27 protein-coding genes are annotated in these 24,627 nt (G+C 66.3%); 7 read left to right on the plus strand and 20 right to left on the minus strand.

Translation table 11 applies throughout. The features are described 5' to 3' along the window. The first annotated feature begins 213 nt into the window (after positions 1–213). The 4 genes from NLF94_RS13430 (at position 214) to NLF94_RS13445 (ending at position 2,898) form a co-directional block, all read left to right on the plus strand. The gene (locus NLF94_RS13430) at positions 214–1,581 is read left to right on the plus strand and encodes a hypothetical protein (RefSeq protein WP_254838132.1); all 1,368 of its coding nucleotides are present in this window, start codon (positions 214–216) and stop codon (positions 1,579–1,581) included. Continuing rightward, positions 1,578–1,868: a DUF7410 domain-containing protein gene (locus NLF94_RS13435; protein WP_254838133.1), complete on the plus strand. Its 291-nt coding sequence runs from the start codon at positions 1,578–1,580 to the stop codon at positions 1,866–1,868. The genes NLF94_RS13430 and NLF94_RS13435 overlap by 4 nt, the downstream gene beginning before the upstream one ends. A gap of 300 nt (positions 1,869–2,168) precedes the next feature. Next, positions 2,169–2,432, plus strand: coding sequence for a DUF7520 family protein (locus NLF94_RS13440; protein WP_254838134.1), 264 nt, complete (start codon positions 2,169–2,171; stop codon positions 2,430–2,432). Between the two features lie 58 nt (positions 2,433–2,490). Next, positions 2,491–2,898 carry a universal stress protein gene (locus NLF94_RS13445; protein ID WP_254838135.1) on the plus strand — a complete coding sequence of 136 codons (408 nt, stop codon included), beginning with the start codon at positions 2,491–2,493 and terminating at the stop codon, positions 2,896–2,898. On the opposite strand, the gene NLF94_RS13450 is transcribed toward NLF94_RS13445, so the two are convergent. The 12 genes from NLF94_RS13450 to NLF94_RS13505 all read right to left on the minus strand — a co-directional run bounded on the left by NLF94_RS13450 (position 2,899) and on the right by NLF94_RS13505 (position 14,963). Beyond that, positions 2,899–4,596 (minus strand): acyl-CoA mutase large subunit family protein, encoded by a 1,698-nt coding sequence (locus NLF94_RS13450; RefSeq protein ID WP_254838136.1) that lies wholly within the window; start codon positions 4,594–4,596, stop codon positions 2,899–2,901. Positions 4,597–4,671: 75 nt separating this feature from the next. Next, positions 4,672–5,490 (minus strand): CBS pair associated ParBc domain-containing protein, encoded by an 819-nt coding sequence (locus NLF94_RS13455; protein ID WP_254838137.1) that lies wholly within the window; start codon positions 5,488–5,490, stop codon positions 4,672–4,674. Between the two features lie 33 nt (positions 5,491–5,523). Continuing rightward, positions 5,524–6,990, minus strand: coding sequence for a DHH family phosphoesterase (locus tag NLF94_RS13460; protein ID WP_254838138.1), 1,467 nt, complete (start codon positions 6,988–6,990; stop codon positions 5,524–5,526). Positions 6,991–7,053: 63 nt separating this feature from the next. Continuing rightward, entirely contained in the window at positions 7,054–8,541 is a 1,488-nt protein-coding gene (locus NLF94_RS13465) for an NADH-quinone oxidoreductase subunit N (protein WP_254838139.1), read from the minus strand. Continuing rightward, on the minus strand, positions 8,541–10,070 hold the full coding sequence (locus NLF94_RS13470; RefSeq protein ID WP_254838140.1) for a complex I subunit 4 family protein: 1,530 nt from the start codon (positions 10,068–10,070) through the stop codon (positions 8,541–8,543). The genes NLF94_RS13465 and NLF94_RS13470 overlap by 1 nt, the downstream gene beginning before the upstream one ends. Beyond that, complete coding sequence (gene nuoL / locus NLF94_RS13475; protein ID WP_254838141.1) at positions 10,071–12,110, minus strand: NADH-quinone oxidoreductase subunit L; 2,040 nt, start codon at positions 12,108–12,110, stop codon at positions 10,071–10,073. A gap of 2 nt (positions 12,111–12,112) precedes the next feature. Continuing rightward, positions 12,113–12,427 (minus strand): NADH-quinone oxidoreductase subunit NuoK, encoded by a 315-nt coding sequence (gene nuoK, locus NLF94_RS13480; RefSeq protein ID WP_254838142.1) that lies wholly within the window; start codon positions 12,425–12,427, stop codon positions 12,113–12,115. Continuing rightward, positions 12,427–12,717 (minus strand): hypothetical protein, encoded by a 291-nt coding sequence (locus tag NLF94_RS13485; protein ID WP_254838143.1) that lies wholly within the window; start codon positions 12,715–12,717, stop codon positions 12,427–12,429. The genes nuoK and NLF94_RS13485 overlap by 1 nt, the downstream gene beginning before the upstream one ends. Then, the gene (locus tag NLF94_RS13490; RefSeq protein WP_254838144.1) at positions 12,714–12,992 is read right to left on the minus strand and encodes an NADH-quinone oxidoreductase subunit J; all 279 of its coding nucleotides are present in this window, start codon (positions 12,990–12,992) and stop codon (positions 12,714–12,716) included. The genes NLF94_RS13485 and NLF94_RS13490 overlap by 4 nt, the downstream gene beginning before the upstream one ends. Positions 12,993–13,076: 84 nt before the next feature. After that, entirely contained in the window at positions 13,077–13,484 is a 408-nt protein-coding gene (locus tag NLF94_RS13495; protein ID WP_254838145.1) for a DUF4440 domain-containing protein, read from the minus strand. A 40-nt stretch (positions 13,485–13,524) separates the two neighbouring features. Then, positions 13,525–13,740, minus strand: a complete 216-nt coding sequence (locus NLF94_RS13500; RefSeq protein WP_254838146.1) for a DUF8149 family protein — start codon at positions 13,738–13,740, stop codon at positions 13,525–13,527. 116 nt (positions 13,741–13,856) lie between these two features. Further along, entirely contained in the window at positions 13,857–14,963 is a 1,107-nt protein-coding gene (locus tag NLF94_RS13505; protein WP_254837548.1) for an IS630 family transposase, read from the minus strand. A 668-nt stretch (positions 14,964–15,631) separates the two neighbouring features. Here NLF94_RS13505 and NLF94_RS13510 point away from each other — a divergent pair. Further along, positions 15,632–16,261, plus strand: coding sequence for a hypothetical protein (locus NLF94_RS13510; protein ID WP_254838147.1), 630 nt, complete (start codon positions 15,632–15,634; stop codon positions 16,259–16,261). A 17-nt stretch (positions 16,262–16,278) separates the two neighbouring features. Continuing rightward, positions 16,279–16,701 (plus strand): DUF5518 domain-containing protein, encoded by a 423-nt coding sequence (locus NLF94_RS13515; protein ID WP_254841429.1) that lies wholly within the window; start codon positions 16,279–16,281, stop codon positions 16,699–16,701. Between the two features lie 196 nt (positions 16,702–16,897). On the opposite strand, the gene NLF94_RS21150 is transcribed toward NLF94_RS13515, so the two are convergent. From NLF94_RS21150 to purE, 8 genes are all read right to left on the minus strand, one after another. Next, a complete protein-coding gene (locus tag NLF94_RS21150) occupies positions 16,898–17,008 on the minus strand; it encodes a DUF8149 family protein (RefSeq protein WP_491562641.1) in 111 nt (36 codons plus the stop codon). 57 nt (positions 17,009–17,065) lie between these two features. Further along, positions 17,066–17,518: a cupin domain-containing protein gene (locus NLF94_RS13520; RefSeq protein ID WP_254838148.1), complete on the minus strand. Its 453-nt coding sequence runs from the start codon at positions 17,516–17,518 to the stop codon at positions 17,066–17,068. A gap of 268 nt (positions 17,519–17,786) precedes the next feature. Next, positions 17,787–18,248: a NuoI/complex I 23 kDa subunit family protein gene (locus NLF94_RS13525; RefSeq protein WP_254838149.1), complete on the minus strand. Its 462-nt coding sequence runs from the start codon at positions 18,246–18,248 to the stop codon at positions 17,787–17,789. A gap of 2 nt (positions 18,249–18,250) precedes the next feature. Further along, positions 18,251–19,312: a complex I subunit 1/NuoH family protein gene (locus NLF94_RS13530; protein ID WP_254838150.1), complete on the minus strand. Its 1,062-nt coding sequence runs from the start codon at positions 19,310–19,312 to the stop codon at positions 18,251–18,253. Then, positions 19,313–21,001, minus strand: coding sequence for an NADH-quinone oxidoreductase subunit D (locus tag NLF94_RS13535; protein ID WP_254838151.1), 1,689 nt, complete (start codon positions 20,999–21,001; stop codon positions 19,313–19,315). Then, positions 20,998–21,684, minus strand: coding sequence for an NADH-quinone oxidoreductase subunit B (locus NLF94_RS13540; RefSeq protein ID WP_254838152.1), 687 nt, complete (start codon positions 21,682–21,684; stop codon positions 20,998–21,000). The genes NLF94_RS13535 and NLF94_RS13540 overlap by 4 nt, the downstream gene beginning before the upstream one ends. After that, entirely contained in the window at positions 21,681–22,085 is a 405-nt protein-coding gene (locus NLF94_RS13545) for an NADH-quinone oxidoreductase subunit A (RefSeq protein WP_254838153.1), read from the minus strand. Before NLF94_RS13545 ends, NLF94_RS13540 begins: the two co-directional genes overlap by 4 nt. Before the next feature lie 140 nt (positions 22,086–22,225). Continuing rightward, positions 22,226–22,849, minus strand: coding sequence for a 5-(carboxyamino)imidazole ribonucleotide mutase (gene purE, locus NLF94_RS13550; RefSeq protein WP_254838154.1), 624 nt, complete (start codon positions 22,847–22,849; stop codon positions 22,226–22,228). A 124-nt stretch (positions 22,850–22,973) separates the two neighbouring features. On the opposite strand from purE, the gene NLF94_RS13555 reads away from it, so the two are divergent. Continuing rightward, positions 22,974–24,569: a GMC family oxidoreductase gene (locus NLF94_RS13555; RefSeq protein WP_254838155.1), complete on the plus strand. Its 1,596-nt coding sequence runs from the start codon at positions 22,974–22,976 to the stop codon at positions 24,567–24,569. Positions 24,570–24,627: the final 58 nt, after the last annotated feature.

Raw genomic sequence — 24,627 nt, forward strand, 5'->3', positions numbered from 1 at the left:
CCACTTTTTACACGACCCCCTCGCTGCGCGAGGGGGTTGCGTGGCGGCATGGCCGCCACGACCATTCGGCGGCGGCCTGTGGCCGCCGCCCGCGGCAAAAACGTGGGGAAAATATGCGCGCGTGCTCCTGTGGCGCCCGCAGTTGTGGCACGATAGTCGAACGGCACGGCCGATTCCGCAACCCTCACCAACGACAGGTGCCTACCATCGGTGATGAGCCGCCGCCGTCGTCTCGCGCTCGCCACCCTAGGGGTCCTGATCGCCGTCGCCACGCCCGCGGCCGCCCACGGGGCCGGCCTCGCGGGGGCGTCGACCCGCTCGCTCGACGTCCCGACCTGGCTCTTCCTGACGACCGGCGGCGGCGTCGTCGGCGCCTCCTTCCTGCTCGCGTCGTTCGTCACCGACCGATCGTTCGTCCGCCGGGTTCACGGCTGGCGCCGCGGCAGCAGCCCCCCCCTCGAAGGGCTCGTCCGCTCGGGGCTGCGCCTGTTCGGCGTCGCCGGCCTGCTGTTCGTGCTGGCGGTCGGGTTCTTCGGCCCGCCGACGCCGACCCGCAACGCCGCCGTGCTGGTCGTGTGGGTCGGCTGGTGGTCCGGCTACACGATGAGCACCTACCTCGTCGGCAACACCTGGCCCGCCCTGAACCCCTGGCGCACGGTGGCGTCGGCGCTGCCGTCGCTGGGGTGGCGCTACCCCGAGCGACTGGACGCCTGGCCCAGCGTCGCCGGCCTCCTCGGACTCGTCTGGCTGGAGGTGGTCAGCCCCGTCGCCGACCGCCCCCGGTTCCTGGCCGGCGTCGTCGCCGTCTACACCGCCGTGACGCTGGCCGGCGCCGTCGCCTTCGGCGCCGACACCTGGTTTCGGCGGGTCGACCCAATCGCCCGCGTCTTCCGGTACTTCGGCCGGCTCGCGCCGCTGTACTACGACGGGGGCGTCCGCGTCCGGCTGCCCGGCGTCGGTCTCGACGCGCCGAAACTCGTCACCTCGCGGGCCGAGGTGGCCTTCGTCGTCGCGGTCCTGTGGGTGACGACCTACGACGGCCTCGTGGCGACGCCGCTGTGGCGCGGGGCCGCCGTCGCCGCCGTCGAGGCCGGCGTCCCGCCGGCGCTCCTGTACCCCGCGGCCCTGGTCGTCGGCTACCTCCTCGTCCTCGGCGTCTACGCGCTCGCGGTCCGCTACAGCAAGCGGACCGCCCGGACCTACCTCCCGGCGGACGCGCTCGCTCGCCGGTTCGCGCCGCCACTCCTGGCCATCGCCGCCGGCTACCACCTCGCGCACTTCCTGGGGTACTTCCTCGAGCTGTCGCCGGCGCTCCTCGGCGCGATTGTGGCGCCGCTCGGCCCGCCGGCCCCCGTCGCGCTCGTGTTGCCCGGCTGGTTCGGCGGCGTCGAACTCGGCGCGGTCGTCCTCGGGCACCTGCTGGCCATCTGGGTCGCCCACGCCGCCGCCTACGAGGTGTTCCCCGGCAAGCTACAGGCCGTCCGCAGCCAGTACGGGATCACCGCTGCGATGGTCTGCTACACGATGGCCAGCCTCTGGATCGTCTCACAACCGTACTCGGTTCCTCCCTACGTCTCATGACCGGCGATGGATCGCGGCCGGCCGGCGACAGGGACGCCCCGCCCGCCGAGGCGCCGTCGGAGCCGGCGGTCTGTGCGTACTGCGGGGACCGATTCGTCGATACACGGCTGTTGGCGCTGCACCGCGGGCTGACCCACTCCGGGCGCCTCACCGACGACGAGCGAGCGGCCTACCGCGAGGCCCGCGCCGACGAACGGGACGAACTGCGGCTCTTCCGGCTGAAGGCACTGGGGGCCCTGCTCGTCGTCTACTTCGGGTTCATTTTCGTCTACGCGTTCGTGCTGTGACCCGGCTTTCGTACGGGCGCCCCCGGCCGTACCACGCCCCCGTCGCCGCGAACCGGTCCGTCGACGGCCGACGCTGGCCGGGAGGAACTACATCAAACCGCGGTCAACACGAGAATCAGCCCGGTTGCCGCCATGAGAACTGCGACGCCGACCAACACGAGCAGGAAGTACTCCTTCTCCGTGAACTCCCGGGTGGCCTCGGCCATACGGCGCGTTGGAAGCGGCGGGACAAAAGGCGCGCGGTTTCGGCGCCGAGTCGATTGGGAAACGCTCATCGCCGACGAGGTCGTACGGACGGGCGTGACCGAGACAGAACGGGCCTCGGGCTTCGGCGGAAGTCGGATCATCCTGACGCTGTACGCCGTCGTCGTCGCCATCGCGGGGCTGATGGGCGCCGTCATCGGCAGCATGGGACTGCGGGACCTCGAAGCCGTCTCCTTTCTGGGACTGGTGACCTTCCAGCCCACGCCGCTCGGCCTCGCGGCCTTCGGCGTCTCGACCATCGGAACCTTCCTCGGAGTCCTGCTCGTCCTCGTCGTTTTCGTCTCCCGGCGGTACGCCTGACGGAACCGACTCGGGCGGAGACGAAGCTTCTTTTCGACGCGTCACCAACGTGACGGATATGTACCACCTCGCGCTCGCCGTCCAGTCCGACGACGAACACCTGGGGGACAAACTCGACGCCGTCGCGGCGCTGCCCGAGGCGGCCGACGCGGTCCGGGTAACGGTCGTCCACGTCCACGAGGGGGACGGTTTCGTCGAGGACGTTCCCGCGGTCGCCGAGGCGCTCGACCACCTCGGGACGGTCGGCATCGAGGCGACGGCGACGGGCGTCAGGGACGACGACGCCACCCGCGGGTTGCTGGACACCGCCGCCGACCTCGATGTCGACGCCATCTGTATCGGCGGGCGCCGCCGCTCGCCGGCCGGGAAGCTACAGCTGAAGCCGGGCGCACAGGAGGTCCTCCTCCGGGCGGAGGTACCGGTCGTCGTCGCCGGCGACCTCGAGAGCCGCGAGCCGCGAACCTAGTCAGGCCAGCCCGACCTTCTCCTGGTAGGCGCCGTGGTGGTCCTCGAAGACCTCCATTATCTCGCCCATCGTGGCGTAGGCCTTCACCGCGTCGATGATCGGCGGCATCACGTTGTCGCCGCTCTCGATGGCTTCACCGACCGACTCCAGCGCCGCCGCGACCTCGTCGTCGTCGCGCTCGGCCTTGACCCGTTCGAGGCGGCCGAGCTGTCGGTCGCGGGTCTCCGGGTCGACCTTCAGGATGTCGGGGTCGGTCTCCTCGTCGATGGTGTACTCGTTGACGCCGACGACGACCTCCTCGCCGGCATCGACGCGCTTCTGGTACTCGTAGGAAGCCTCCTGGATCTCGCGGTGGAAGTACCCCTGCTCGATCCCTTCGAGCACGCCGTCGCGGACGGAGCCGTCGCCCATCTCCCGTATCTCCTCGATGTAGGCCATGATCTCGGCCTCCATCTCGTCGGTCAGCTTCTCGACGGCGAAGCTCCCGCCCATCGGGTCGACGATGTCGGCGACGCCGGACTCCTCGGCCAGTATCTGCTGGGTGCGCAGCGCGACCCGGACGGCCTCCTCGCTCGGCAGCGCCAGGGCCTCGTCGTAGCTGTTGGTGTGCAGCGACTGCGTGCCGCCCAGCACGGCCGCCATCGCCTGCACCGTCACCCGGACGATGTTGTTCAGCGGCTGCTGGGCGGTCAGCGACTGCCCCGCGGTCTGGGTGTGGAACTTCAGCCGCTTCGACTCGTCGGCGTCGGCGTCGTACCACTCGTCCATGACGCGGGCGTAGATGCGCCGGGAGGCGCGGAACTTCGCCACCTCCTCGAACATCGAGTTGTGGGAGTTGAAGAAGAAGGACAGGAGCGGACCGAAATCGTCGACTTCGAGACCGCGCTCCAGGCAGTCCTCCACGTAGGCGAAGCCGTCGGCGAGCGTGAAGGCGGCCTCCTGGGCCGCGGTCGAGCCGGCCTCGCGGATGTGATAGCCCGAGATGGAGACGGGGTGGAACTTCGGCGTCTCCTCGACGGCGAACTCGATGGTGTCGGTGACGACGTCCAGCGAGGGTTCCGGCGGGATGACCCACTCCTTCTGGGCGATGAACTCCTTGAGCATGTCGTTCTGCAGCGTGCCGCGGACCTCCTCGCGGGGGACGCCCTGCTGGTCCGCCAGGGCGATGTACATCGCGTAGATGACCGGCGCCGAGGGGTTGATCGTAAAGGAGGTGGAGATGTCGCCGATGTCGATGCCGTCGAACAGTATCTCCATGTCGGCCAGCGTGTCGACCGCGACGCCCTCCTTGCCGACCTCGCCCTCGCTCATCCGGTGGTCCGAATCGATGCCCATCAGCGTCGGCATGTCGAAGGCCGTCGACAGCCCCGTCTGGCCGTTCTCGATGAGGTAGTGGAACCGCTCGTTGGTCTCCTCGGCGGTGCCGAAGCCGGCGAACTGCCGCATCGTCCAGGTACGTCCCCGGTACATCGTCGGGTAGGGCCCCCGGGTGTACGGCGGTTCGCCCGGGTAGCCGAGGTCCTCGTCGTAGTCGACATCGGCGACGTCCTCCGGTGTGTACAGCCGGTCGACCTCGTGGTTCGAGACGGTCACGAAATCGTCTTTGCGTTCCCCGCGCTCGAGGAACCGTTCGAGCGTCTCCTCCTCCCACTGTTCGCGCTCGGACCGTATCTCCGCGAGGTCCTCTTCGTCGAACATAAAGCCCGATTGGGATGGTGCAACTATGAAGGTTGGCGTGGTTCTCACCGCCGCCAACGCGGAACGAATCCACCGCTACTCGTGGTCCTGGAGTCGCTTCGTCGTCTCGACGAGCGGATGGTGGGCGTAGTCGACCTCCTGAATGTCGTCGATCGACTCCAGATCGGCCTGTCGGGCGGTCTCGGCCATCCCCAACTCGACCCGTTCGTCGAGAACGATCACGTAGGCATCCATCTCCTCGATGCCGAGGCGTGCGGCGGCCTTCACGCGGTGGTGGCCGTCGGCCAGCAGCAGTTCGCCCGCGTTGTCGATGACCACGAGCGGTTCGGCCAGCCCGTTTTCGAGTTCGTAGCTGCGGCCCTCGAGTTCGTCGGTGTAGACCTTCGTCTGGGTCGGCGTCAGCACCGACAGCTCGACCGTGCGGTGCTCCTCGGTGGCGTCGGCGCCGTGGATGCTCTCGAGGGTCCGCTTGAGTTTGCCGACCTTCTCCGGCGTCGCACGCTCTATCTGCGAGCGGATGACGTCGGCGTTGGAGATGATGCCCGCCAGGTTGCCGGCGTCGTCGACGACCGGGAGCCGCTGGATGCCCGACCGCAGGATGACGCGGGCGGCGTCGGTTATCTTCATGTCCGGGTGGGCGACGATGATGTCCTTGGTCATCACCGTGAAGATGGGGTCCTGGTCGTCGGCCAACAGCAGATCGCGTGCGCTGATGAACCCCTCGACGCGGCGGCCGTCACAGACCGGAAAGCCGCTGTGGGCATCGCTGTCGGCGATGCGCTCGGCGACGTCACCGACGGTGTCCTCCGGCGAGACCGTCACGACGTCGCGGGTCATGTAGTCTTTCACCCGGGGTTTGTCCTCGTAGATCGTCGTATCGGGGTCATCGACCATCGTCGAATCGAAGGGGCCGACGCCGCAAAAAGCTCACTGGCCGTCGCCGGGACTGTCGGGCCCGAGGAAGCGACCGTAGGCGACCGCCGACGCGCGGTCGGCCTCGACGCCGACGGCTTCGAAGAATCGCTCGACGACGACGTCTTCGATGACCTGCCCGCGGTCGGCGTCGTCAGTCCCCTCCAGCAACATCCCGACCGGTATCTGGGCGCCGGCCATGTCCGCGTGGCCGCCGGCGCTGCCGATCTGGCCGAACGCCTCCCGGAGCGTCTCGCCCAGATCGAGCCCGCCCGCCCGCGAGCGGGCCGAGACGAACACCACCTCGTCGGTGTAGCCGAACACGAGCGTCGTCGAGACGCCCTCCATCTCGAGGAGTCGGTCGGCCGCCTGCGCGAGGGCGTCGCGGTCGGTCACCTCGCCGACGCAGGTCGTCATCACGTCGCCCTCGACGCGACGGTTCCGGACCGCCTCGGCGACGGTGTCCAGCGTCTCGCCAGCGACGCTCGGCGACTCGATCCGCTGGAGTGCGCTGCTGTCGGCGTGTTCGACCAGCATCGCGGCCGCCTCGAAGTCCGCCGTGGACACCTCCCGGCTGAAGTCCTTCGTGTCCGTCCGGAGGCCGTACAGCAGCCCCGTGGCGAGGTCCGTCCCCGGTTCGATGTCCAGTTGCCGCAGGTAGTCGGTCAGGAGCGTACACGTCGCGCCCACGTCGCTTCGGAGGTCGACGAACCGGGCCTCGACCGGCGCTCGCGGCGGGTGGTGGTCGATCACGATGTCGATTGGCGTCCCCTCGGGCAGCCCGCTGTTGATACCGGGGCGGGAGTGATCGACCAGGGCGAACCCGTCGAACCCCGTCAGGTCGGCGTCGGGGTCGAGGTTCCGGAGGTCGTACTCCAGTAGGTTCACCAGCGCGCGGTTCTCCTGGTGGTCGATGTCGCCGTAGTAGCAGACCTTCGCGTCGGTGCCGGCCCGTTCGGCGATGCGACGGAGACAGACCGCCGACGCGATGGCGTCCGGGTCGGGGTCGTTGTGGGCGAACACGCCGAGCGTCCCGTCGATTTCGCGGATGGTCCGCTGGAGGCGCCGGGGACGGACGCCGGGGTCGCCGGCCCGCTCCAGCAGGTACGAGGCGGTCTCGCCGGTCACGTCGACGACGCGGTCGGCGAACTCGGCGACGACGCGCCGGTCGGTCGCGTCGGTGTCGGCGCCGAGACACGCCAGAACGAACGCGTCGGCATAGGCGCTCCGGGCGCTCTCGGCGAGCGCCGGCCCGTCCTCGAGGGTGCCCGGAAACACGACGACCGACTCGACCGGGCCCGCGACGGTCCTGATCGCGGTCGGGTCGGTCACGTCGACGCTGCGGGCGTCGACGCCTTCCTCGCGGAGCGACTCGATCTGCTGGTCGTCCTCGATCAGGACGACGAGCGACCCGGGCCGCCCGGCCAGTCGCTCGAGGAGCGCGGAGCCGACGGCCCCGGACCCGAGCACCAGTCGGTCCATAGCGGTCGGTGGGCGGGGACCGTCTAAAACGTGCTGGACCCCATACGGGACCGGCGTGGGCGCCTACAGCAGCGCGCCGGCGGCGTCGAAGGCCGCCACATCGAACACCGCAAGTCCCGGCAACAGCAGGACCGTCACGACCGCGGCCCCGACGATGGCGGCGTACAGCGCCGTCGGGTAGCTCTCTATCTCGCGGCCCTCCTCGGGCTCTTCGATCCACATCGCCTTGACGACCCGGCTGTAGTAGAAGAGGCTCAGGGCGCTGTTGACCGCCAGCACCGCGCCGAGCCACCAGACGCCGGCGCCGACCGCGCCGACGATGAGGAAGTACTTCGAGAGGAAGCCCCCGCCGACCGGCAGGCCGGCCAGCGAGAACATGAACACCGTCATGGCGACGCAGGCGACCGGCGCCTCCCTGGCGAGGCCGTTGTAGTCCTCGAATGTCCGACCGAGTTCCCAGTGTTCGCCCAGGGCGATGAAGAGGAACGCGCCGGTGTTCATGAAGCCGTAGACGAGGAGATGGAGCATGCTTGCCCCCAGCGCCGTCGTCTCGGCGCCGACGCCCCCGGCACCGGTCAGCGCGGCCAGCCCGATGAGGACGTAGCCGGCGTGACCGATCGAGGAGTACGCCAGCATGCGCTTGACGTTCTCCTGGGTCGCCGCCGCGAAGTTGCCGACCGTCATCGTGACGACGGCCAGTATCGTGAACGCGAGCACCCAGTCGACGGAGCTGGCGACGTCGCCGATGGGGAAGGCGACGGTGAACACCCGGAAGGCGACGACGAAGCCGGCGGCCTTCGAGGCCGAGGAGATGAACGCCGCGACGGGTGCGGGCGCGCCCTCGTAGGCGTCCGGCGCCCAGAAGTGGAACGGCACCGAGGCGGTCTTGAACGCGAAGCCGCCCAGCACCATGAGGATGCCGACCCCGAGGACGCCGGGGTAGGTGGCGGCGGCCTCGCTGGCGCCGGCCGCGACGTCCTCCAGCAGCAGGCTCCCGGTGGCGGCGTACACCAGCGAGATGCCGTACACGAGGATGCTCGACGACAGCGCGCCGACGAGGAAGTACTTCAGGCCGGCCTCGACGGAGCCGCGGTTGGTCTTCAGGTACGCCACCAGGGCGTAGGAGGGGAGACTGGAGAGTTCCAGCGCGACGAAGACGACCGCGAGGCTGTTGGCCGACGCCATCAGCGACATCCCCGTCGCCGCCAGCAGCACGAGCAGGTAGTACTCGGCCTTGTAGGGTAACTCGCGGACGTAGTCCAGCGACGCCAGCGAGACCAGCGCTGTCACGCTACCGAATATGAACGTGAAGATGAGGCTCATCCCGTCGACGACGAGTTGGCCCTCGAAGAACTGCGCCGGGAGGTCGATGGCTCCCGACAGCAGGAGCGCCCCGGAGGCGACGGCCGCGACCAGGCCGCCGACGGTGGCGACGGCCGACAGCAGCGGGCCGTTCGTGCTGTCGGGGTCGATCGAGTCGATGACGAACAGCGCCAGCGCGGCGAGGAGGAACGCGCCGGCCGGCGAGAGCAGTAGCCAGTGGTTGCTCATTACAGGTCACCTCCGACGTCGATGACTGCGGCGGACGCGTCCTGTATCATCCCCCAGAACAGTTCCGGGACGGTCCCGAGCAGGACGATGAGCAGGACGAGCGTGACGATGGGGACCACGTCGTGGACGGGCGCCCGCGTGATCTCGTAGTCGGTCTCCAGCCGGAAGGGGCCGAACAGCGACCGCTGCATGGCCCACAGCAGGTAGCCGGCGACGATGACGATGCCGAACATCGCAAGCGCCGTGAACAGCGGCGCGGCCGGGATAACCGTCGACTGGAAGGCGCCAATGAAGATGAACAGCTCGGCGGCGAAGCCGGCCATCAGCGGCAGGCCCATGTAGGCGAAGGCGCCGGCGACGAAGACGCCCGCGGTGACGGGCATCCGGTCGGCCATCCCGGACATGTCGCCGACCATCCGGGTGTGGGTGGCGTTGTAGAAGACGCCGACGGTCATGAACAGCAGCCCGGAGATGAGGCCGTGGGCGACCATCTGGAAGGTCGCCCCGCCCACGCCGTAGACGGTGTAGGCGATGAGCCCCAGGATGACGTAGCCCATCGAGGAGACCGACGAGTAGGCGACGATGCGCTTCAGATCGGACTGGGCCAGCGCGAGCAGTGCGCCGTAGATGATGGAGACGACGGCGAGGGCGGCGATGGGCACCGCGAGCGTCGCCGCCTGCTCGGGCAGCATCGTGAAGTTGAACCGCAACAGCGCGTAGGTCCCCATCTTCAGGAGGACGCCCGCCAGCATGACCGACGCCGGCGTCGGCGCCTCGACGTGGGCGTCCGGCAGCCACGTATGGAACGGGACGGCCGGCACCTTCACCGCGAAGCCGACGAACATGGCGACGAAGGCGGCGAGCGCGAGCGTGCTGGCCGGGACGGGGCCGAGCGCGCTCAACTGGCCGGCCCGCAGCGCCTGGGCGATCTCGGGCAGCCCCGTCGAGGAGACGGCGTCCCCGAGACCGAACACCAGGGCGAAGAAGCCGATGAACATCACCAGCGACGCGATGTTGGTGTAGACGAAGAACTTGATGGCGGCGTACTTCCGGCGCGGGCCGCCCCAGACGCCGATGAGGAAGTACATCGGGACCAGCACGGCCTCCCAGAAGACGAACCAGAGCAGGAAGTCGAGCGCCGCGAACACGCCGATGAGCGCGGCCTCCATGAACAGCATCAGGCCGTAGAACTGGCTCTGCCGCTCGTCGATGGGCGTCCACGCGCTCAGGATAGCCAGCATCGTCAGCACCGTCGACAGCACGACCAGCGGCAGCGAGATGCCGTCCAGCCCCATGTGGTAGTTGACCGTGTAGGGACCGACCGAGAGCCACTCGAAGAACGTCTCGTAGGCGATGTCGCCGCCGAGCAGGGCGTTGCCGCTGCCGTCGAAGCCGAAGTACATGTACAGCGAGCCGACGACGGGCAGCGCGGAGATGCCGAAGGCGAGTTTCCCCGCGTAGCGGTCGGGCGCGACCATGACGGCGCCGGCACCGAGCAGACAGACCGCGATGAGGGCCTCTATCAGCATCTAGAACCACCCCCCGATGACGGCGAAGACAGCCAGCAGCGCCAGCACGCTGAGCGTGATGAGCGCCGCGTAGTTGGTGACGATACCCGTCTGGAGCCGACGCAGGCGGTCGCCCGAGAAGAGGCTGACGCTGGAAACGGCATTGACCGCGCCGTCGATGACGCCCTGATCGAAGGTGTCGGCCGCGCTCGCTACGCGGACCGTCAGCCCCTCCGCGAGCCACACCTGGTACTCGTCCTGGTAGTAGTTGTGCATGAGAACCGTCCGAAGACCGCCGAGTTTCTCCGTGTGCCGTTCGGGGTCGGCGCCGCGGTACAGCGAGAACGCGGCGCCGGCACCGGCAAGCGCCAGCCCGAGGCTCAGCCCCGCGCCGACGAGCATCGTTCCGACCTCGCCGCCCGCGATTGTGCCCGTGGTGTAGCCGGCGTAGTCGTGGGTCAACTCGCCGTAGTGGTGGGCGCTCGTCAGCAGTTCCTCGCTGGCGGGGTTGTCGAGATACGCATGCAGGAAGTCCACCTCCGCGCCGGTGAGCTTCTTGATGGGGACGGGGTTGAGGAAGCCGGCGACGACCGCAAGCACTCCCAGCACCGACAGCGGGAACTTGACGTTCCAGCGGACGCCGTGGGGGTCCTCGGCAGTGTCCGTCCGTGGCTCGCCGTGGAACGTCAGCATCACCATCCGGATGGTGTAGAAGCCGGTCACGAACACGGCCGCGAGTCCCATCAGGTAGCCGCCGAGCAGCAGCGGACTCTCGCCGAGACCGTGGACCAGCGTCTCGAACAGCACCTCGTCCTTCGACCAGAAGCCGGCGAACGGGAAGATGCCCGCGAGCGCGAGCGACCCCGCGAGGAACGTGAGGTAGGTGACCCGCATCTCGTCTTTCAGCCCGCCCATCAGCCACATGTCCTCCTCGTGGTGCATGGCGATGATGACTGACCCGGCGCCGAGGAACAGTAGCGCCTTGAATACCGCGTGGGTCGTCAGATGGAAGAACGCGGCGACGTAGCCGCCCGCGCCCAGCGCGAGCATCATGTAGCCGTACTGGCTGATGGTCGAGTAGGCGAGCACCTGCTTGATCTCGTTTTTGACGACGCCCATCGACGCCGCGAACAGCGCCGTGAAGCCGCCCGTGAACGCGATAATGGCCAGCACCGTCGGCAGCAGCGCGTAGAAGCCGTACATCCGGGCGACCAGGAAGACGCCGGCGGCAACCATCGTCGCGGCGTGGATGAGCGCCGACACGGGCGTCGGACCCTCCATGGCGTCCGGCAGCCACGTATGGAAGGGGAACTGTGCGGATTTGCCGAGCACGCCGCCGAGGACGAGCAGGCCGAGCACCGCGAACCACGTCTCGGGCGCGAAGCCGAAGGTGTTGACCGACGCCTCGCCGGCCAGAACCGCCTCCGCGAGCGCAGGGAAGCCGTCCTCGCCGGCGAAGCCCGCGGTGCCGAACGTCGTCAGGACGCCCACGACGCCGATCAGGAAGAAGTAGTCACCGAAGCGGGTGACCAGGAACGCCTTCTTCGCCGCGGAGGGCGGGGCGTCCTCCCGGAACCAGTGGCCGATGAGCAGGTACGAACAGAGGCCCACCAGCTCGAAGAAGAAGAAGGCCATCAGCAGGTTCGCCGAGAAGACGAACGCGAGCATGCTCGCCGAGAACAGTCCGAGACCGGCGTAGTAGCGCGGCAGCCCCGGTTCACCCTCGTCGTTCATGTAGCCGAGCGAGAAGACGTGCACGAGGAAGGCGATGAGCGAGACGATGACCAACATTGCGGCCGACAGCGGGTCGACGAGGAGGCCGAACGTCAGGTCGAACGTCTCGGTCGCGTCGACGAAGGTGTACAGCGTCTCGTCGTAGCCCTCGCCCGTGAGGACGACGTTGGCGAGCATCGCCGCCGAGAGGCCGAGCGACCCGGCCGTCGCCAGGATGCCCGCGAGCGCGCCCTTCTTCGGGAGCCACTTCCCGGCCAGGAGTGCGACCAGGAACGAGACGAACGGCAGCAGCGCGATAGCCGGCGCGTATGCGTATATTCCTGCCATGATTACCACCTCAGTGTCGTCGCTTCGGTCACGTCCACGTCGTCGAAGTTACGGTACAGCACCAGGATGATACCGATGCCGATGGCGACCTCCGCCGCGGCCAGCGCCATCGTGAACAGCGTGAACACCTGGCCGGTGATGTTCCCCCAGTAGAACGCGAAGGCGACGAGGTTGATGTTCGCGGCGTTCAGCATCAACTCGACGCTCATCAGGAACATCAGGGCGTTCTCCCGGGTCAGGATGCCGAAGACACCGATACAGAACACCGCCGCCGAGAGGACGAGATAGTACTCGGCGGGGACGGTTCCGAGAACCATCAGCCATCCCCCTCCTCGTCCTTCTTTGCGAGCATGACCGCGCCGTCAAGTGCGGCGTCGAGCACGACGGCGATGGTGATGAAGGCCACGAGGAAGCCCTCGCTGGCGATGTCACCGGCGTCGAGGTTGAACATCGCGTAGCCGATAGAGCGTGTCACCGAGCCGTCGGCGAACCCCTCGGCAGTGCCGAACCCCGAGGTCAGGAAGACGGCCGCGAGGAAACCGAAAAGTCCCACAGCGAGGATCCCCGTGAGCTTGCTCCCCCCGTAGAGGCGCGGACGGGTCGTCACGGCGCCACCTCCGTCTCCGGCCCGCTCTCGCGGCGGACCAGCATGACCGCGAAGGTGATGAGGATCAGTACCCCGCCGACGTACACGAGTACCTGCATCGCGGCCAGAAACTCGGCGCTCAACATCACGTAGTGGACCGCGACGGACAGCAGCGCCACGCCCAAGAGTAGCGCCGAGTGCCACACGTCACGGGCCAAGACGACGCCCAGGCTCGCCCCGACGGTCACGAGGGCGAACAGCAGGAACGCCAGTAACTGGTACGGTACTACAGCCATTGTTTACCTCTGCATCCGGGTTCCCTTTGAAGATTTCCTTTGCGTTCCACGCCGGCGACGCCAGCAGGCCGGGCCAGCCCCGCTTCAGGACTCCAGGCCCGTCTCCTGCAGCGTGACCCAGACGACTCCCTCGGGTGCGGCCTCGTCGGCCCGGAACAACGCCGTACTGACCCGGCCCGTCTCGCCCGCCGCCGTCGACTGCCGCTCCTCGTACCGCACCACGGCGTGGTCGTCCAGCAGCGCGACCGTCTCTATCTCCCGGACGTCGATGTCGAAGTCCTCGCCGGCGGTGCGGCCGTGCGACTCCGCGATCCCGTCGACGAGCGCCTCGTGGTCGACCCGCTCGCCGGCCGTCGTGACCATCTCGAACTCGGGGGCGAGCGCCCGCTCGAGGCGGGAGAGATCGCTCCGCGGGGCCGCCCCGGCGAACCACTCGACGAAGAACTCGTGGAGGCCCGTTATCTCGGCCCGACACGCCGTGGGAGTCAGCATACTCCCCCTACGACGCCGACCAGTAAATCGTTGGGTGTGGCTACTCGAGCAGTCCCAGGTCCTCGGCGACGAAGTCCGCGATTTGGTCCATCACCGCGGGGTCGACCTCCGCGACCGCCTCGCCGTCGTGGAGTTGCTCGTTGTGCCGCGCGACGGCGTCCTCGACATCCGAAAACGGGACCTTCGTGCGCGTGTCACACTCGCTGCAGACGACCGGGATGTCCGGCAGGCCCTCGTCGTCGTCGGTGTCAGTCATGCCTCGACCTGTGGCGGCCGTTGTAAAAACCGGTGCGGTCGACGTATCCGGCCAAACGGTCTCGTGATCCTCAAGTAACGGTAGGAGGGGTTGACCTCCTCCCACGGCTGTAGTGATTAGCGGATCTTATTGAGGAATCCACTGAGGTGATTGTCAATCCACGATGCAGCGAAGCTCAGTTGCTCGGTCAGTTCTTCGAACAGATCGTCAAGGAGTGTTCGGTACTCGTCTTCATCTTCGACAATCAGCGGTGATGACTCCCACTTGAGACTTTTCCAGACTGGCTCGATTGGATTGAGATGCGGCGATCCAACCGGAAGGAATACGAGATCAATTCCTAGTTCGTGGGCACGCTTGCGAGTGTACTTGCAAATGTGAGATGAGAAGTTATCTAAAACGAGCAGAATCCGGGTACGCGGATTCTGCTCGCGGATCGTCTCGAAGCACTCACAGATCTGTTCTTTCTCCTGGTTCGGCGGAAACGACAGTACACTCTCACCGTTGAGTGCATAGAACCCGGCCGCTGGTGTGTCGATTTTCACCAGCGGCCGGGTGATGTGTGGGTCATCAACTGTGTACATCCGCTGAGAATTGTCCCACGGCTGTGGATGTGACAGGTCGAAAAACCCGATGACTGTGCCACCATCTGTTCGAATATCCTCGTCACGGTCCCAGTCTTCGTCGTCTTGATCTTTCTCTCGTTTGTTGTGAGGCTGATCGTCGGCATCCTCGTCGAACGCGTACTCGACGCGTTCGTCGAGAATCCCTTCGGCGTCGTCTGGTCGATCAGGACGTTTCGTCCGTGGAATAGCGTACGAGAGGCCGAGGTTGTCCAGAAACGTCGGTAGATAGTGTGGATGATACTCGATATTGAATTCCTCGTTGAGGAGATGCTGAATCTCCTGTTTTTTCCAGGGCTGGCCCTCACGGAGTCGCTCGATCAGTCGCTGCTGTTCGGCCTCGCCGAGCTTCGGGGGCCTGCCGCCCCCGAAGTTCGGCGTGAGTTTGCCCAGTCCTCCTTCATTCCAGCGTTCGACCCAGTTGTCAGCTGTCCCCTCTGATCGCCCAACGTCATCAGCGGCTTCAGCGAGCGTCGCTCCCTTGTATAGCCGTTTGATGAACACGAGCCGTTCGTGTTGCTTCACGTCGTCAGTTTCCGTGAGCAGTCTATCCAGGTCTTCCTCGCTCAGGTGGCGTACAACTTCTTTCTCACGGCCAGTCATTACATCGAAAAGACGGTTTTCCTCAATAACTTCCCCGAATGACTAACGCCGTGGGATTCCCACGTTGGGAGTTTCAGGTTTGCAGTCTCGTCGGCATGACGGGACTGCTGGCGGGGCCAAGCCGCCGTTACTCCTATCCCGGCATGGGATTCAGAGGTACCGTGTGTCGGAATCCACAGCCAGCGGCCCCGAAGGGGATTCCTTCAGATTCAGACGTAGTGTGGCCCGAATCCCGATATTATCCGTTTATTCGGGCGGCTCGACCGCCTCGGTACGGCCTTTTTACGCCCTACTCAACTATAAAACTCCGGGGCTGCGCACCCTCGTGGATAGATTCCCAGTTGTCGGCTTCATCCCTACCCGTGAACGGGTGGGCTTTCGCTTCGCTACCGCTGTAAAACCAAGGTCTATGATTGGTACACCCGTCGTCGGCAGTCAGTATGAAGACGGTCCGAACCCAGTTGACGGCAAGACCAGAGCTCCCCCAAGCCACAGACGGAGCTCGCACTGCGGGTCTGCCTTCTTACAGAAACATCGGTAAGTCTTGGGTGTGGCGCAGTTGCTCTGAAATCAATGAAACCTCTCGGAAAGAACGATGATAGTTTATGTTACTCCGCATCTATTAATTAGGAATTAAATTTAAGTATATAAAATAAGATTATACAGATATGGCAGATGAAGATATTCCGAAGGAGACCGACAGAAATGACAAGTCTGGGTCTGTGTCCATCGTTAGTCAAGTGACCCGTCGAAAAAGTATAAAAGCACTCGGCAACCTTGGGTTAGGAACTGCATTTCTGACCGGCAATACAGTCGCGGATTCTAATTCGGGCACCACAGGTGGAAACGAGAAACAGATGAAACAAAAGGACGTTCCGTCTGTCGAAGAGTCCAATGTGGTCTATATCCCACCTGAAGAGGTCGAATGGCCGGACGACAACATGGTCAGTTCTGACGGTCCGGTTTCCTCATCTACGCGTGTCTCGAAAGTGAATTCGAGGTGCCTTGGTGGTCAAATAGCCCGTATTGGTGTTGAAGTATGTCCGAACGATGGTGATTTTGAGGTTTCCGTTTCGCTATTAGGAGTCTTAGTGGGGAACTATTCGTTCGATGGAGATGTATATAAACACACCACTAGCTGGCAAGGCGCAGTTCCGGGGGCCCCCGGTATATTTCAGAGAGTTGATCTGACATTCTACTTCGATAGCGTCACCGATGTGTCTGTACAAGCCGACTTCTGCTACTACTCCAATCTCCAGTGGTACTGCACGGAATACCCAAAAACCAAACTCAGTTAGGAAGTAATGTGACGAAAATGCCAACAAAACATCCGCTTAACTATACGATGGTAAATCGGCAAGAGCTCATTTACATAGCCGCCGGTGGAGTACTCGGATGGGTAGCAATCTATTCTTATAACGCGGTATATGGCTCGGGGAGCTCGGTCTACGTATCGATCAGCCTTATCGGGAGCGCTGTCGCCGGGTTCCTCGCCGCAAGAGGCGAGAGAAACCCCCAACGGGTCGGCGTCGGCGCAGCACTCGTTGGGACGTTCCCAATCCTGTATTTGATGTACGATAGCGCGATTCAGATGGCGGGTGGACTCATTACGGACTCGGCTCCCTGGGTGTTCCTCGTCTTCGGTGTCCTGATGGTAGCGATTCTTACGTTCCAAGCGGTTGGAGGACTCATCTGCGGTAAGGCTGGCGGGTGGCTCGAAAAACGAATCGCATCCTGATCGATACCGACTGGTCGGAGATACCGATAATGAACGGCGTTCGCGGGTGGTTGAATACTCTTCCACTCGGCAACCACCAAGCTGAAACGACTGATACAGCGGGAAGAACCCGCAAGCGGACGAAGAGGGTCTAGCGGTTTGCTCGAAAGAACGCCGTAGGCTGTTTCGACATGACGAACGATGTCTGCGACATCGTTCAAATCACACCGGACGACCGGGAGGAGCGCGGGACCTTCGTGCGCGTGTCACACTCGGTGCAGACGACCGGGATGTCCGGCAGGCCCTCGGCGTCGTCGGCGCTGGTCATGGCCCCGAGTGGGGTCGCCTCCGTGAAAACCGCCGCGGTTCGTGGCGTCCGGACCGGCTACACCTCGACGACGTTGCCGCAGTCGGGACAGGTCAGCGTCACGTCTTCGCCGTCGACGTCGGTGACGTGGTAGTCCGCACCGCACGCCCGGCAGGGCAACTTCGTGCGCGTCTCGCCCATCCCCTGCGGGGCGCCCATCGCCAGCGCACGGACGCGGTCGTCGCCGTCGTTTCTGCCCTCCTGGTACTCGCCGGGGGCGAACCGGACGACCTCGTCGGGGCCGACCTCGTGGGTGTCCTCCGGCGTCTCGAAGGTCGCCGTCCCCTCCATCACGTAGAAGACCTCCTCCTGATCCATGTGGGTGTGAATCCCGCCGGAGAAGGAGTCGCCGGGTTCGAGTTCGTAGTAGTTCAGCGCCATGTCCGACAGCCCAAGCGGGCCCGTGGCGTGTTTCTGTACGTCCGCGACGCGCGGGTCGTTCTCCAGGTCGTCGATTGCTACCTTCTCCATGGCGAACGGTGGATGTGCGGCACACGGAGTAAATTTTGGTGTCGGAGGTGGGACACTGCGACAGGAACGACGAACCACCGGAGCATCCGCCGAGGGAGCGAAGCGACCGAGGCGGTTCGCGGCGGCGAGGCGACGGAGGTCGCCGAGCCGCCGTAGCGCGCGACGACTAACGCGCTCGAACGAAGTGAGAGCGCGGCTGGAGGAGCGCGCGCATATTTTCCCCACGTTTTTGCCGACCCCCGAAGGGGGTCGTGTAAAAAGTGGGTGTCTATTGGTAGTCCACTTCGCCCTCGCCCTCGCCGATCCAGGCGCCGCGGTCGGGTTCGCGCGAGGCGAGCGGGTCGATGTCCTTGTACCAGGGGACGTTCTTCAGTTCCTCCATGTTGTAGGCCAGATCGTCCTTGGTGTCGCCGGTGAACTCGAAGTTCTGGGTCAGGAGGATGGCGTCGACGGGGCAGACCTCCTCGCAGAGCCGGCAGTAGATGCACTGCCCGATGTGGAGGTTGTACTGCTCGCCGTTGCGCTGTTCGTCGGTGACGATCTGGATGGTGTCGTTCGGGCAGACGTTCTCGCACTGCCGACACCAGATGCACCGTTCCTGTGAGAACTTGTGGACGCCGCGGAACCGCGGGGAGACGTCGGGCGTCTCCTCGGGGTACTGGACGGTGAACTTCTCGCCGTCCAGAGCGTGTTTCATCGTCGTTGCCATCGATTTGAGCATTCCAATCATGGTCAGGCGATCACCCCCACGATGACGGCCGTGAGGATCAGGTTCGCGAGCGACAGCACCAGCATCCCCTTCCAGCCGATCTGGATGAGCTGGTCGATACGGAGCCGCGGCAGCGCCGAGCGGGCCCACTGGGTGAACAGGAAGACCCCCCAGATCTTGATGATGAACCAGAGGATTCCGGGCAGGACCGGCCCGGCGGGGCCGCCGAGGAACAGCGTGGCGATGATGGCGCCGCCGAGGAAGATGTGGATGAACTCGCCGAGGTAGATCAACACGAAGTAGACGCTGGAGTACTCGGTCTGGTAGCCCGCGACGATCTCGGTCGGCGCCTCGGGGATGTCGAAGGGATTGCGGCCGACCTCCATCAGGTTCGCGATCATGAACAGCGCGAACGCGAAGGGGTTGACGAAGGCGTACCACGACGGAATCGTGAGGCCGGCGACGCTGACGAGCGCCTCGCTCTGGGCGGCCACGATTTCGCTCATCTGCAGCGACCCGGAGAACAGCACGACGGACGCCGCGATGAGCACCAGCGGAATCTCGTAGGCGAGGTTCTGGGCGACCGCTCGCAGGCCGCCGAGCATCGAGAACTTGTTGTTCGAGCCGTAGCCGGCCATCACCAGCGCCAGCGAGGCGATGGAGGCGACGGCGAAGACGTAGACCAGACCGATTTCGGGGTCGGCGAGGTGGATGCCGTTGCCCATCGGGATGACGGCGAAGCCCAGCAGCGCCGACCACGCGAGCAGGAGCGGCGCGATGTCCCAGGCGGGGCGGTCGACGCCCTCCGGGACGATGAGTTCCTTCGACAGCAGGCGGACCGCGTCGGCGACGATGATGAGCAATCCGGCGGGGCCGACCCGGTTGACCGCGTAGCGGTCGGTGAAGGCGGCGGTTATCTTCCGCTTGGCCCACGGCCCGGCGACGGCAGTCATCGCAAGCATGAGCGTGCCGACCAGCGCCGCGCCGATGAAGGAGGCGACGAAGTCCTCGGCAGGCGACAGTTCCGAACCGAACCCGAGCAGGCGGCCGATGGTGTCCGGCAGCGTCGTCTGTGCCGGCAGCATCTACCGGTCCACCTCCCCCAGCACGATGTCGAGGCTGCCCAGCGACGCGATGAGGTCCGGGATGTACTCGCCCTCGGTCATCTCCCGCAGCGTGTGCAGGTTACAGAAGCACGGGCTGCGGATCTTGAACCGGGCGGGCTTGTCGGTGCCGTCCGAACGCATGTAGATGCCGAGTTCGCCCTTGGCGGCCTCGACGCCCCGGTAGATCTCGGTGTCGGGGTCCGGCTTCAGCGTCCGCGGGACGTTGGCCTGGATGGTCCGCTCCTCCTCGGGCCAGTCCTCGAGCAGGTCCACACACTGCTCGATGATCTTCGCGGACTCCTCGACCTCGCGCAGGCGCACGAGGACGCGACTGTAGTTGTCACAGCCGTCCTCGGTGACGACGTCCCAGTCGAGTTCGGGGTAGTAGCCGTAGGGGTCGTCCCGCCGGAGGTCGATGTCGACGCCGGAACCGCGGGCGACCGGGCCGGTGGCGCCGTACTGCTTTGCGACGTCGGGCGGCAGTTCGCCGGTGTCGACACACCGGACCTGGAAGATCTCGTTGGAGGTGACCAGGTTGTGGTACTCCTTCATCTTCTCCGGCAGGTCCTCAAGGAAGTCCCGCGTCTTCTCGAAGAACTCCTCGCGGGGTTCCGGCAGGTCCCAGGCCACGCCGCCCAGTCGGAGGTAGTTGAACATCAGCCGCTGGCCGGTGAGGTCCTCGAGGATGTCCTGGACGACCTCCCGGTCCCGGAAGGCGTACTGGAAGGTGGCGGTGAAGTCGCCGAACACGTCCAGACAGAACGTCCCCAGCGCGAGCATGTGGCTGGCGATGCGGCACAGTTCGGCCGACATCGTCCGGATGACCTGGGCGTACTCGGGCACCTCGATGTCCGCGAGGTCCTCGGCGGCGCGCGCGTAGGCCCACTCGTTGAGGATGCCCGCCGAGACGTAGTCCCAGCGGTCGGGATACGGCATGATCTGGTGCCGGTAGGTTCCCTGCTGGCACATCTGCTCCTCGCAGCGGTGCAGGTAGCCGATGTCGGGTTCGACGTCGGCTATCTGCTCGCCGTCCAGCACCGTCTTGACGTGGAGGACGCCGTGGGTCGCCGGGTGGTGCGGCCCGACGTTGATGAACATCGTGTCGGACTCGCCGGGTTCGTCGGACCCGGCGCGCTGGTCGGGTTCCAGCGGGTTGGCGTGCTCGCGGAACGGGACGACCTGCGGCTTCTCGGGGTCGTAGTCCTTCCCCAGCGGGTGACCCTGCCACGTCTCGGGTAGCAGGATGCGTCGGAGGTCCGGGTGGCCCTCGTACTCGATGCCGACGAGGTCGTAGGCCTCCCGCTCGTGCCAGTCGGCCGTCCGGTAGACCGGTTCGGCGGTCTGGCTGACCGGTTCGTCCGTCGCGGTCGGGACCACAACGCCGACCTCCTGGGTCGGGTCGTCGTACTTCTTGAGGTGGTAGATGGACTCGTAGCGGTCCTCGTACTCCTGGGCGGTGACACAGGAGCAGTAGTCGAAGCCGGCCTCCTGCCGCAGCGCCGAGAGGGCGTCCTGGACCTCGTCGGGGCGGACGACGAAGGCGGGGGCGTTGACGTGGTCCTCCCGTTCCAGCGCCGTCTCGCCGAGCAGCGCCTCGAGTTCGTCGTAGTCGACCTCGCCGTCCGCCGTCTCGCCGACGTCCGTGGGTCGCGGTTCTTCCAAGCTCATGGCGAGTTGGCCCAGTTGTACCGCATCACGAGGTCGTCCTCGTCGATCTCGTCCGCGAGGTGCTGTACGAGTTCGTCCTGCTCGAGGTCGCCGAACTGTTCGAGTTCGTAGGGCTTGACCGTCACCGGCGACGTCTCGCCGTTCGCGACCCGTTCCTGGAGTTTGGCGATGCCGTAGATGAGCGCCTCGGGGCGGGGCGGACAGCCGGGGACGTGGATGTCCACCGGGATGACCTCCTCGGCGCCCTTGATGACGTTGTACCCCTCCTGGAAGGGACCGCCGGAGATGGTACACGAGCCCATCCCGACGACGAACTTGGGTTCGGGCATCTGGTCGTACACCCGCTTCATCCGCGGGGCGAACTTCGAGACGATGGTCCCGGGGACGATGATGACGTCGGCCTGTCGGGGCGAGGCCCGCGGCACACCCGCGCCGAAGCGGTCGAGGTCGTGCTTGATGGCGTAGGTGTGAATCATCTCGATGCTGCAGCAGGCGATGCCGAACTGCAGCATGAACATCGACGAACCCCGGACCCAGTTCATGAACTTGTCGAACTTCGTGAGGATGAACGGCGAGGAGCCGAACGCCTCCCGAAGCTTCGAGTTGAACCGGTTGTCGACGCCCTCGCCCATCCGGGCTTCCTGCGTCGAGACTGTGTCGTGGATTTCCTGGTCGCTACTCATAGTTCACTCTTGATTTCCGCACGCTCGCTTTTGACCCAGCGAACGGCACCGTTGCGCCACGCCCACCCGAGTCCGAGGATGAGGATGGCGAGGAAGACGAGCATCGGACCCAGCACGTCGGTCAGGCCGAACTCGGCGACAGCGTCGCTGTAGATCAGTGCCCACGGGAAGATGAGCACCGTCTCGATGTCGAAGACGACGAACAGCAACGCGATCAGGTAGTACTGGATGTTGAACCGGATGCGCGTCGACCCCGTCGGTATCTCACCGGACTCGTAGATGGCGCGTTTACCTTGCTCGGGAACGCTGGGCCGCAGCAGGCTCGAAATCGCGACCATCGACAGCGGAATCGCGATGCCCACCAGCGCCAGCGCCCCGACGGCGATCCATGGATTGCTCATCGCGTCTGTATCGTATGACGATTAGGCGCACCCATACATAAGAGTTGATTAACCGGCTCGCACGCCGAACGACTGTTGGGCAATGCGTGGTGGTCCCGATCTCCGAGACCGGTGCCGTTCGGTGACGGACCGGAGCGGTCCTACGAGCGGTCCGCGCGGAACTTCTCGGTTCCCTCCTCGTGGAGTCGGCGGGACACCTCGCCGACGCCGTCCTGCAGCTCGTCGTGGTAGGCCTCCAGCCGCTCGACCAGTTCGGGGTGGGCCCGCGAGAGGATCTGGACGGCCGACAGCGCCGCGTTGAACGACTTGCCGGCGTCGACGGCGACGATGGGCGCGCCCGTCGGCATCCCGACGACGGAGTCGACGGACTTCTCCTGGACCGGCACACCGACGACCGGCAGGGGATAGGCGATGGAGGCGGTCATGTTCGGCAGGTCCGCCGACTTCCCGCCGGCGCCGGCGATGATCACGTCGAGGCCGCGCTCGCGGGCTGTCTCGCCGTAGGCGTACATCAACTCCGGCGTCCGGTGGGCCGAGACGACGTACGTCTCGAACGTGAAGCGCGAGGCCGGCGGGTCGTCGTAGTCGGTCACCTCCTCGAACCCCAGTTCCGTCAGCGCCTCGTAGGCGCCGTACATCACGTCCAGGTCCGAGTCCGACCCCATGATGATTCCGACGTCGGGCGTGTCCTCGGAGCCCCGCTCGGTCCCGGCTTCGGTCTCCAGGGCGTCGACGAGGTCCTGCACCTCCTGTGAGCGCGTCATGTGCGGGACCCGGTTCGGCGGGTGCTTTGGCGTTGCGGTCCGGGGCGTGGCGCGGGCGCGGCGTTCTCCCACCCGGCGGCCCGCCGAACCCTTAACCACCCCGCCCCCGACCGGAAGGGTACGGATGGGTCGACGCTCCCACGACTACGTCGTCGTCGGCGCGGGCGCCGCGGGGTGTGTCCTCGCCAACCGCCTCTCCGTGGACCACGACGTCCTGCTGCTGGAGGCCGGTGATCCGCCGCGGGACCCCCGCGTCGGGATTCCCGCGGCGTTCGGCGACCTCCTGAAGACCGACCTCGACCGCGCGTACTACACGACGCCACAGCGACACCTCGACGGCCGCCGGTGTTACTGGCCGCGCGGGAAGACCCTCGGCGGGTCGACGGCCATCAACGCCCAGTTGTACGTCCGCGGCCACCCCGCCGATTACGACCGGTGGGCCGAGGCCGGCAACGATGGGTGGGCCTACGAGGACGTCCTGCCGTACTTCAGGCGCGCCGAGCACAACGAGCGACTCGACGACGCCTATCACGGCCGGGACGGACCCCGGAACGTCGCGGACCTCCGGGACCCGAACGTGCTCTCGCAGGCGTTCGTCGACAGCGCCGTCGCCGCCGGCTACCCCCACAACGACGACTTCAACGGCGCCCGCCAGGAGGGGGTCGGTCTCTATCAGGTGACCCAGCGGGACGGCCAGCGCCACAGCGCCGCGGACGCCTACCTGACGCCGGTCCTCGACCGCCGGGACCTGACAGTCCGGACCGGCGCCGAGGTGACCCGCGTCCGCTTCGAGGACGGCCGGGCCGTCGGCGTCGCCTACCGCCGCGACGGCGACCGATATCTCGCCGACGCCGACCGCGAGGTCGTCCTGTCGGCCGGCGCCGTCGACTCGCCGAAACTGCTGCTTTTGTCCGGCGTCGGCCCCGCCGACCACCTGCGGGAGCACGGCATCGACGTCGTCGCCGACCGGCCCGGCGTCGGGCGGAACCTGCAGGACCACCTCTTCGTGCCCGTCATCTACGAGGCGACCGACCCGGTCAGCCTCGACGAGGCCGACACCTTCCCGAACGTCCTGTGGAACGCCGCCCGGTACCTGCTCGGCCGCCGCGGGCCGCTGACCTCCAACGTCGCCGAGGCCGGCGGGTTCGTCCGGACCGACCCCGACCTGCGCGCGCCGGACCTGCAGTTCCACTTTGGGCCGGTCCACTTCGTCGACCACGGCTTCGAGCGCCGCCCGGGCCACCACTTCGGCGCCGGGCCGACGCTCGTCCGCCCGGAGAGCCGCGGTCGCCTCGAACTCCGGTCGGCCGACCCGGCCGACCCGCCGCGAATCGACCCGAACTACCTCGCCGAACGCCGGGACCTGTCCGTCCTCGTCGAGGGCGTCCGCCGCGTCCGGGAGATAGCCGCCGAACCGCCGCTGGACGACTACCGGGGCACGGAGGTCCACCCCGGCGCCGACGCCACCGACGACGAGGCCATCGCCGAACACGTCGCCGCGACGGCCCAGACCATCTATCACCCGGCGGGGACCTGCCGGATGGGCGACGACGGGATGGCGGTGGTCGACGACCGCCTCCGGGTCCACGGCGTCGAGGGCCTCCGCGTGGTCGACGCCTCGGTCATGCCGACGGTCGTCGGGGGCAACACGGACGCGCCGACGACGATGATAGCCGAGCGCGCGGCCGACCTGATACGGGACGGGCAGGCTGTCGAATAGCGGCGTTATCGACGGTGTGCTCGCCGGTAGTTTGAATTTCGAGCCGGTCGACTCCCGG

Origin of the sequence: Natronomonas marina, assembly GCF_024298905.1 — an archaeon.
In the GTDB taxonomy this organism is placed as follows: domain Archaea; phylum Halobacteriota; class Halobacteria; order Halobacteriales; family Haloarculaceae; genus Natronomonas; species Natronomonas marina.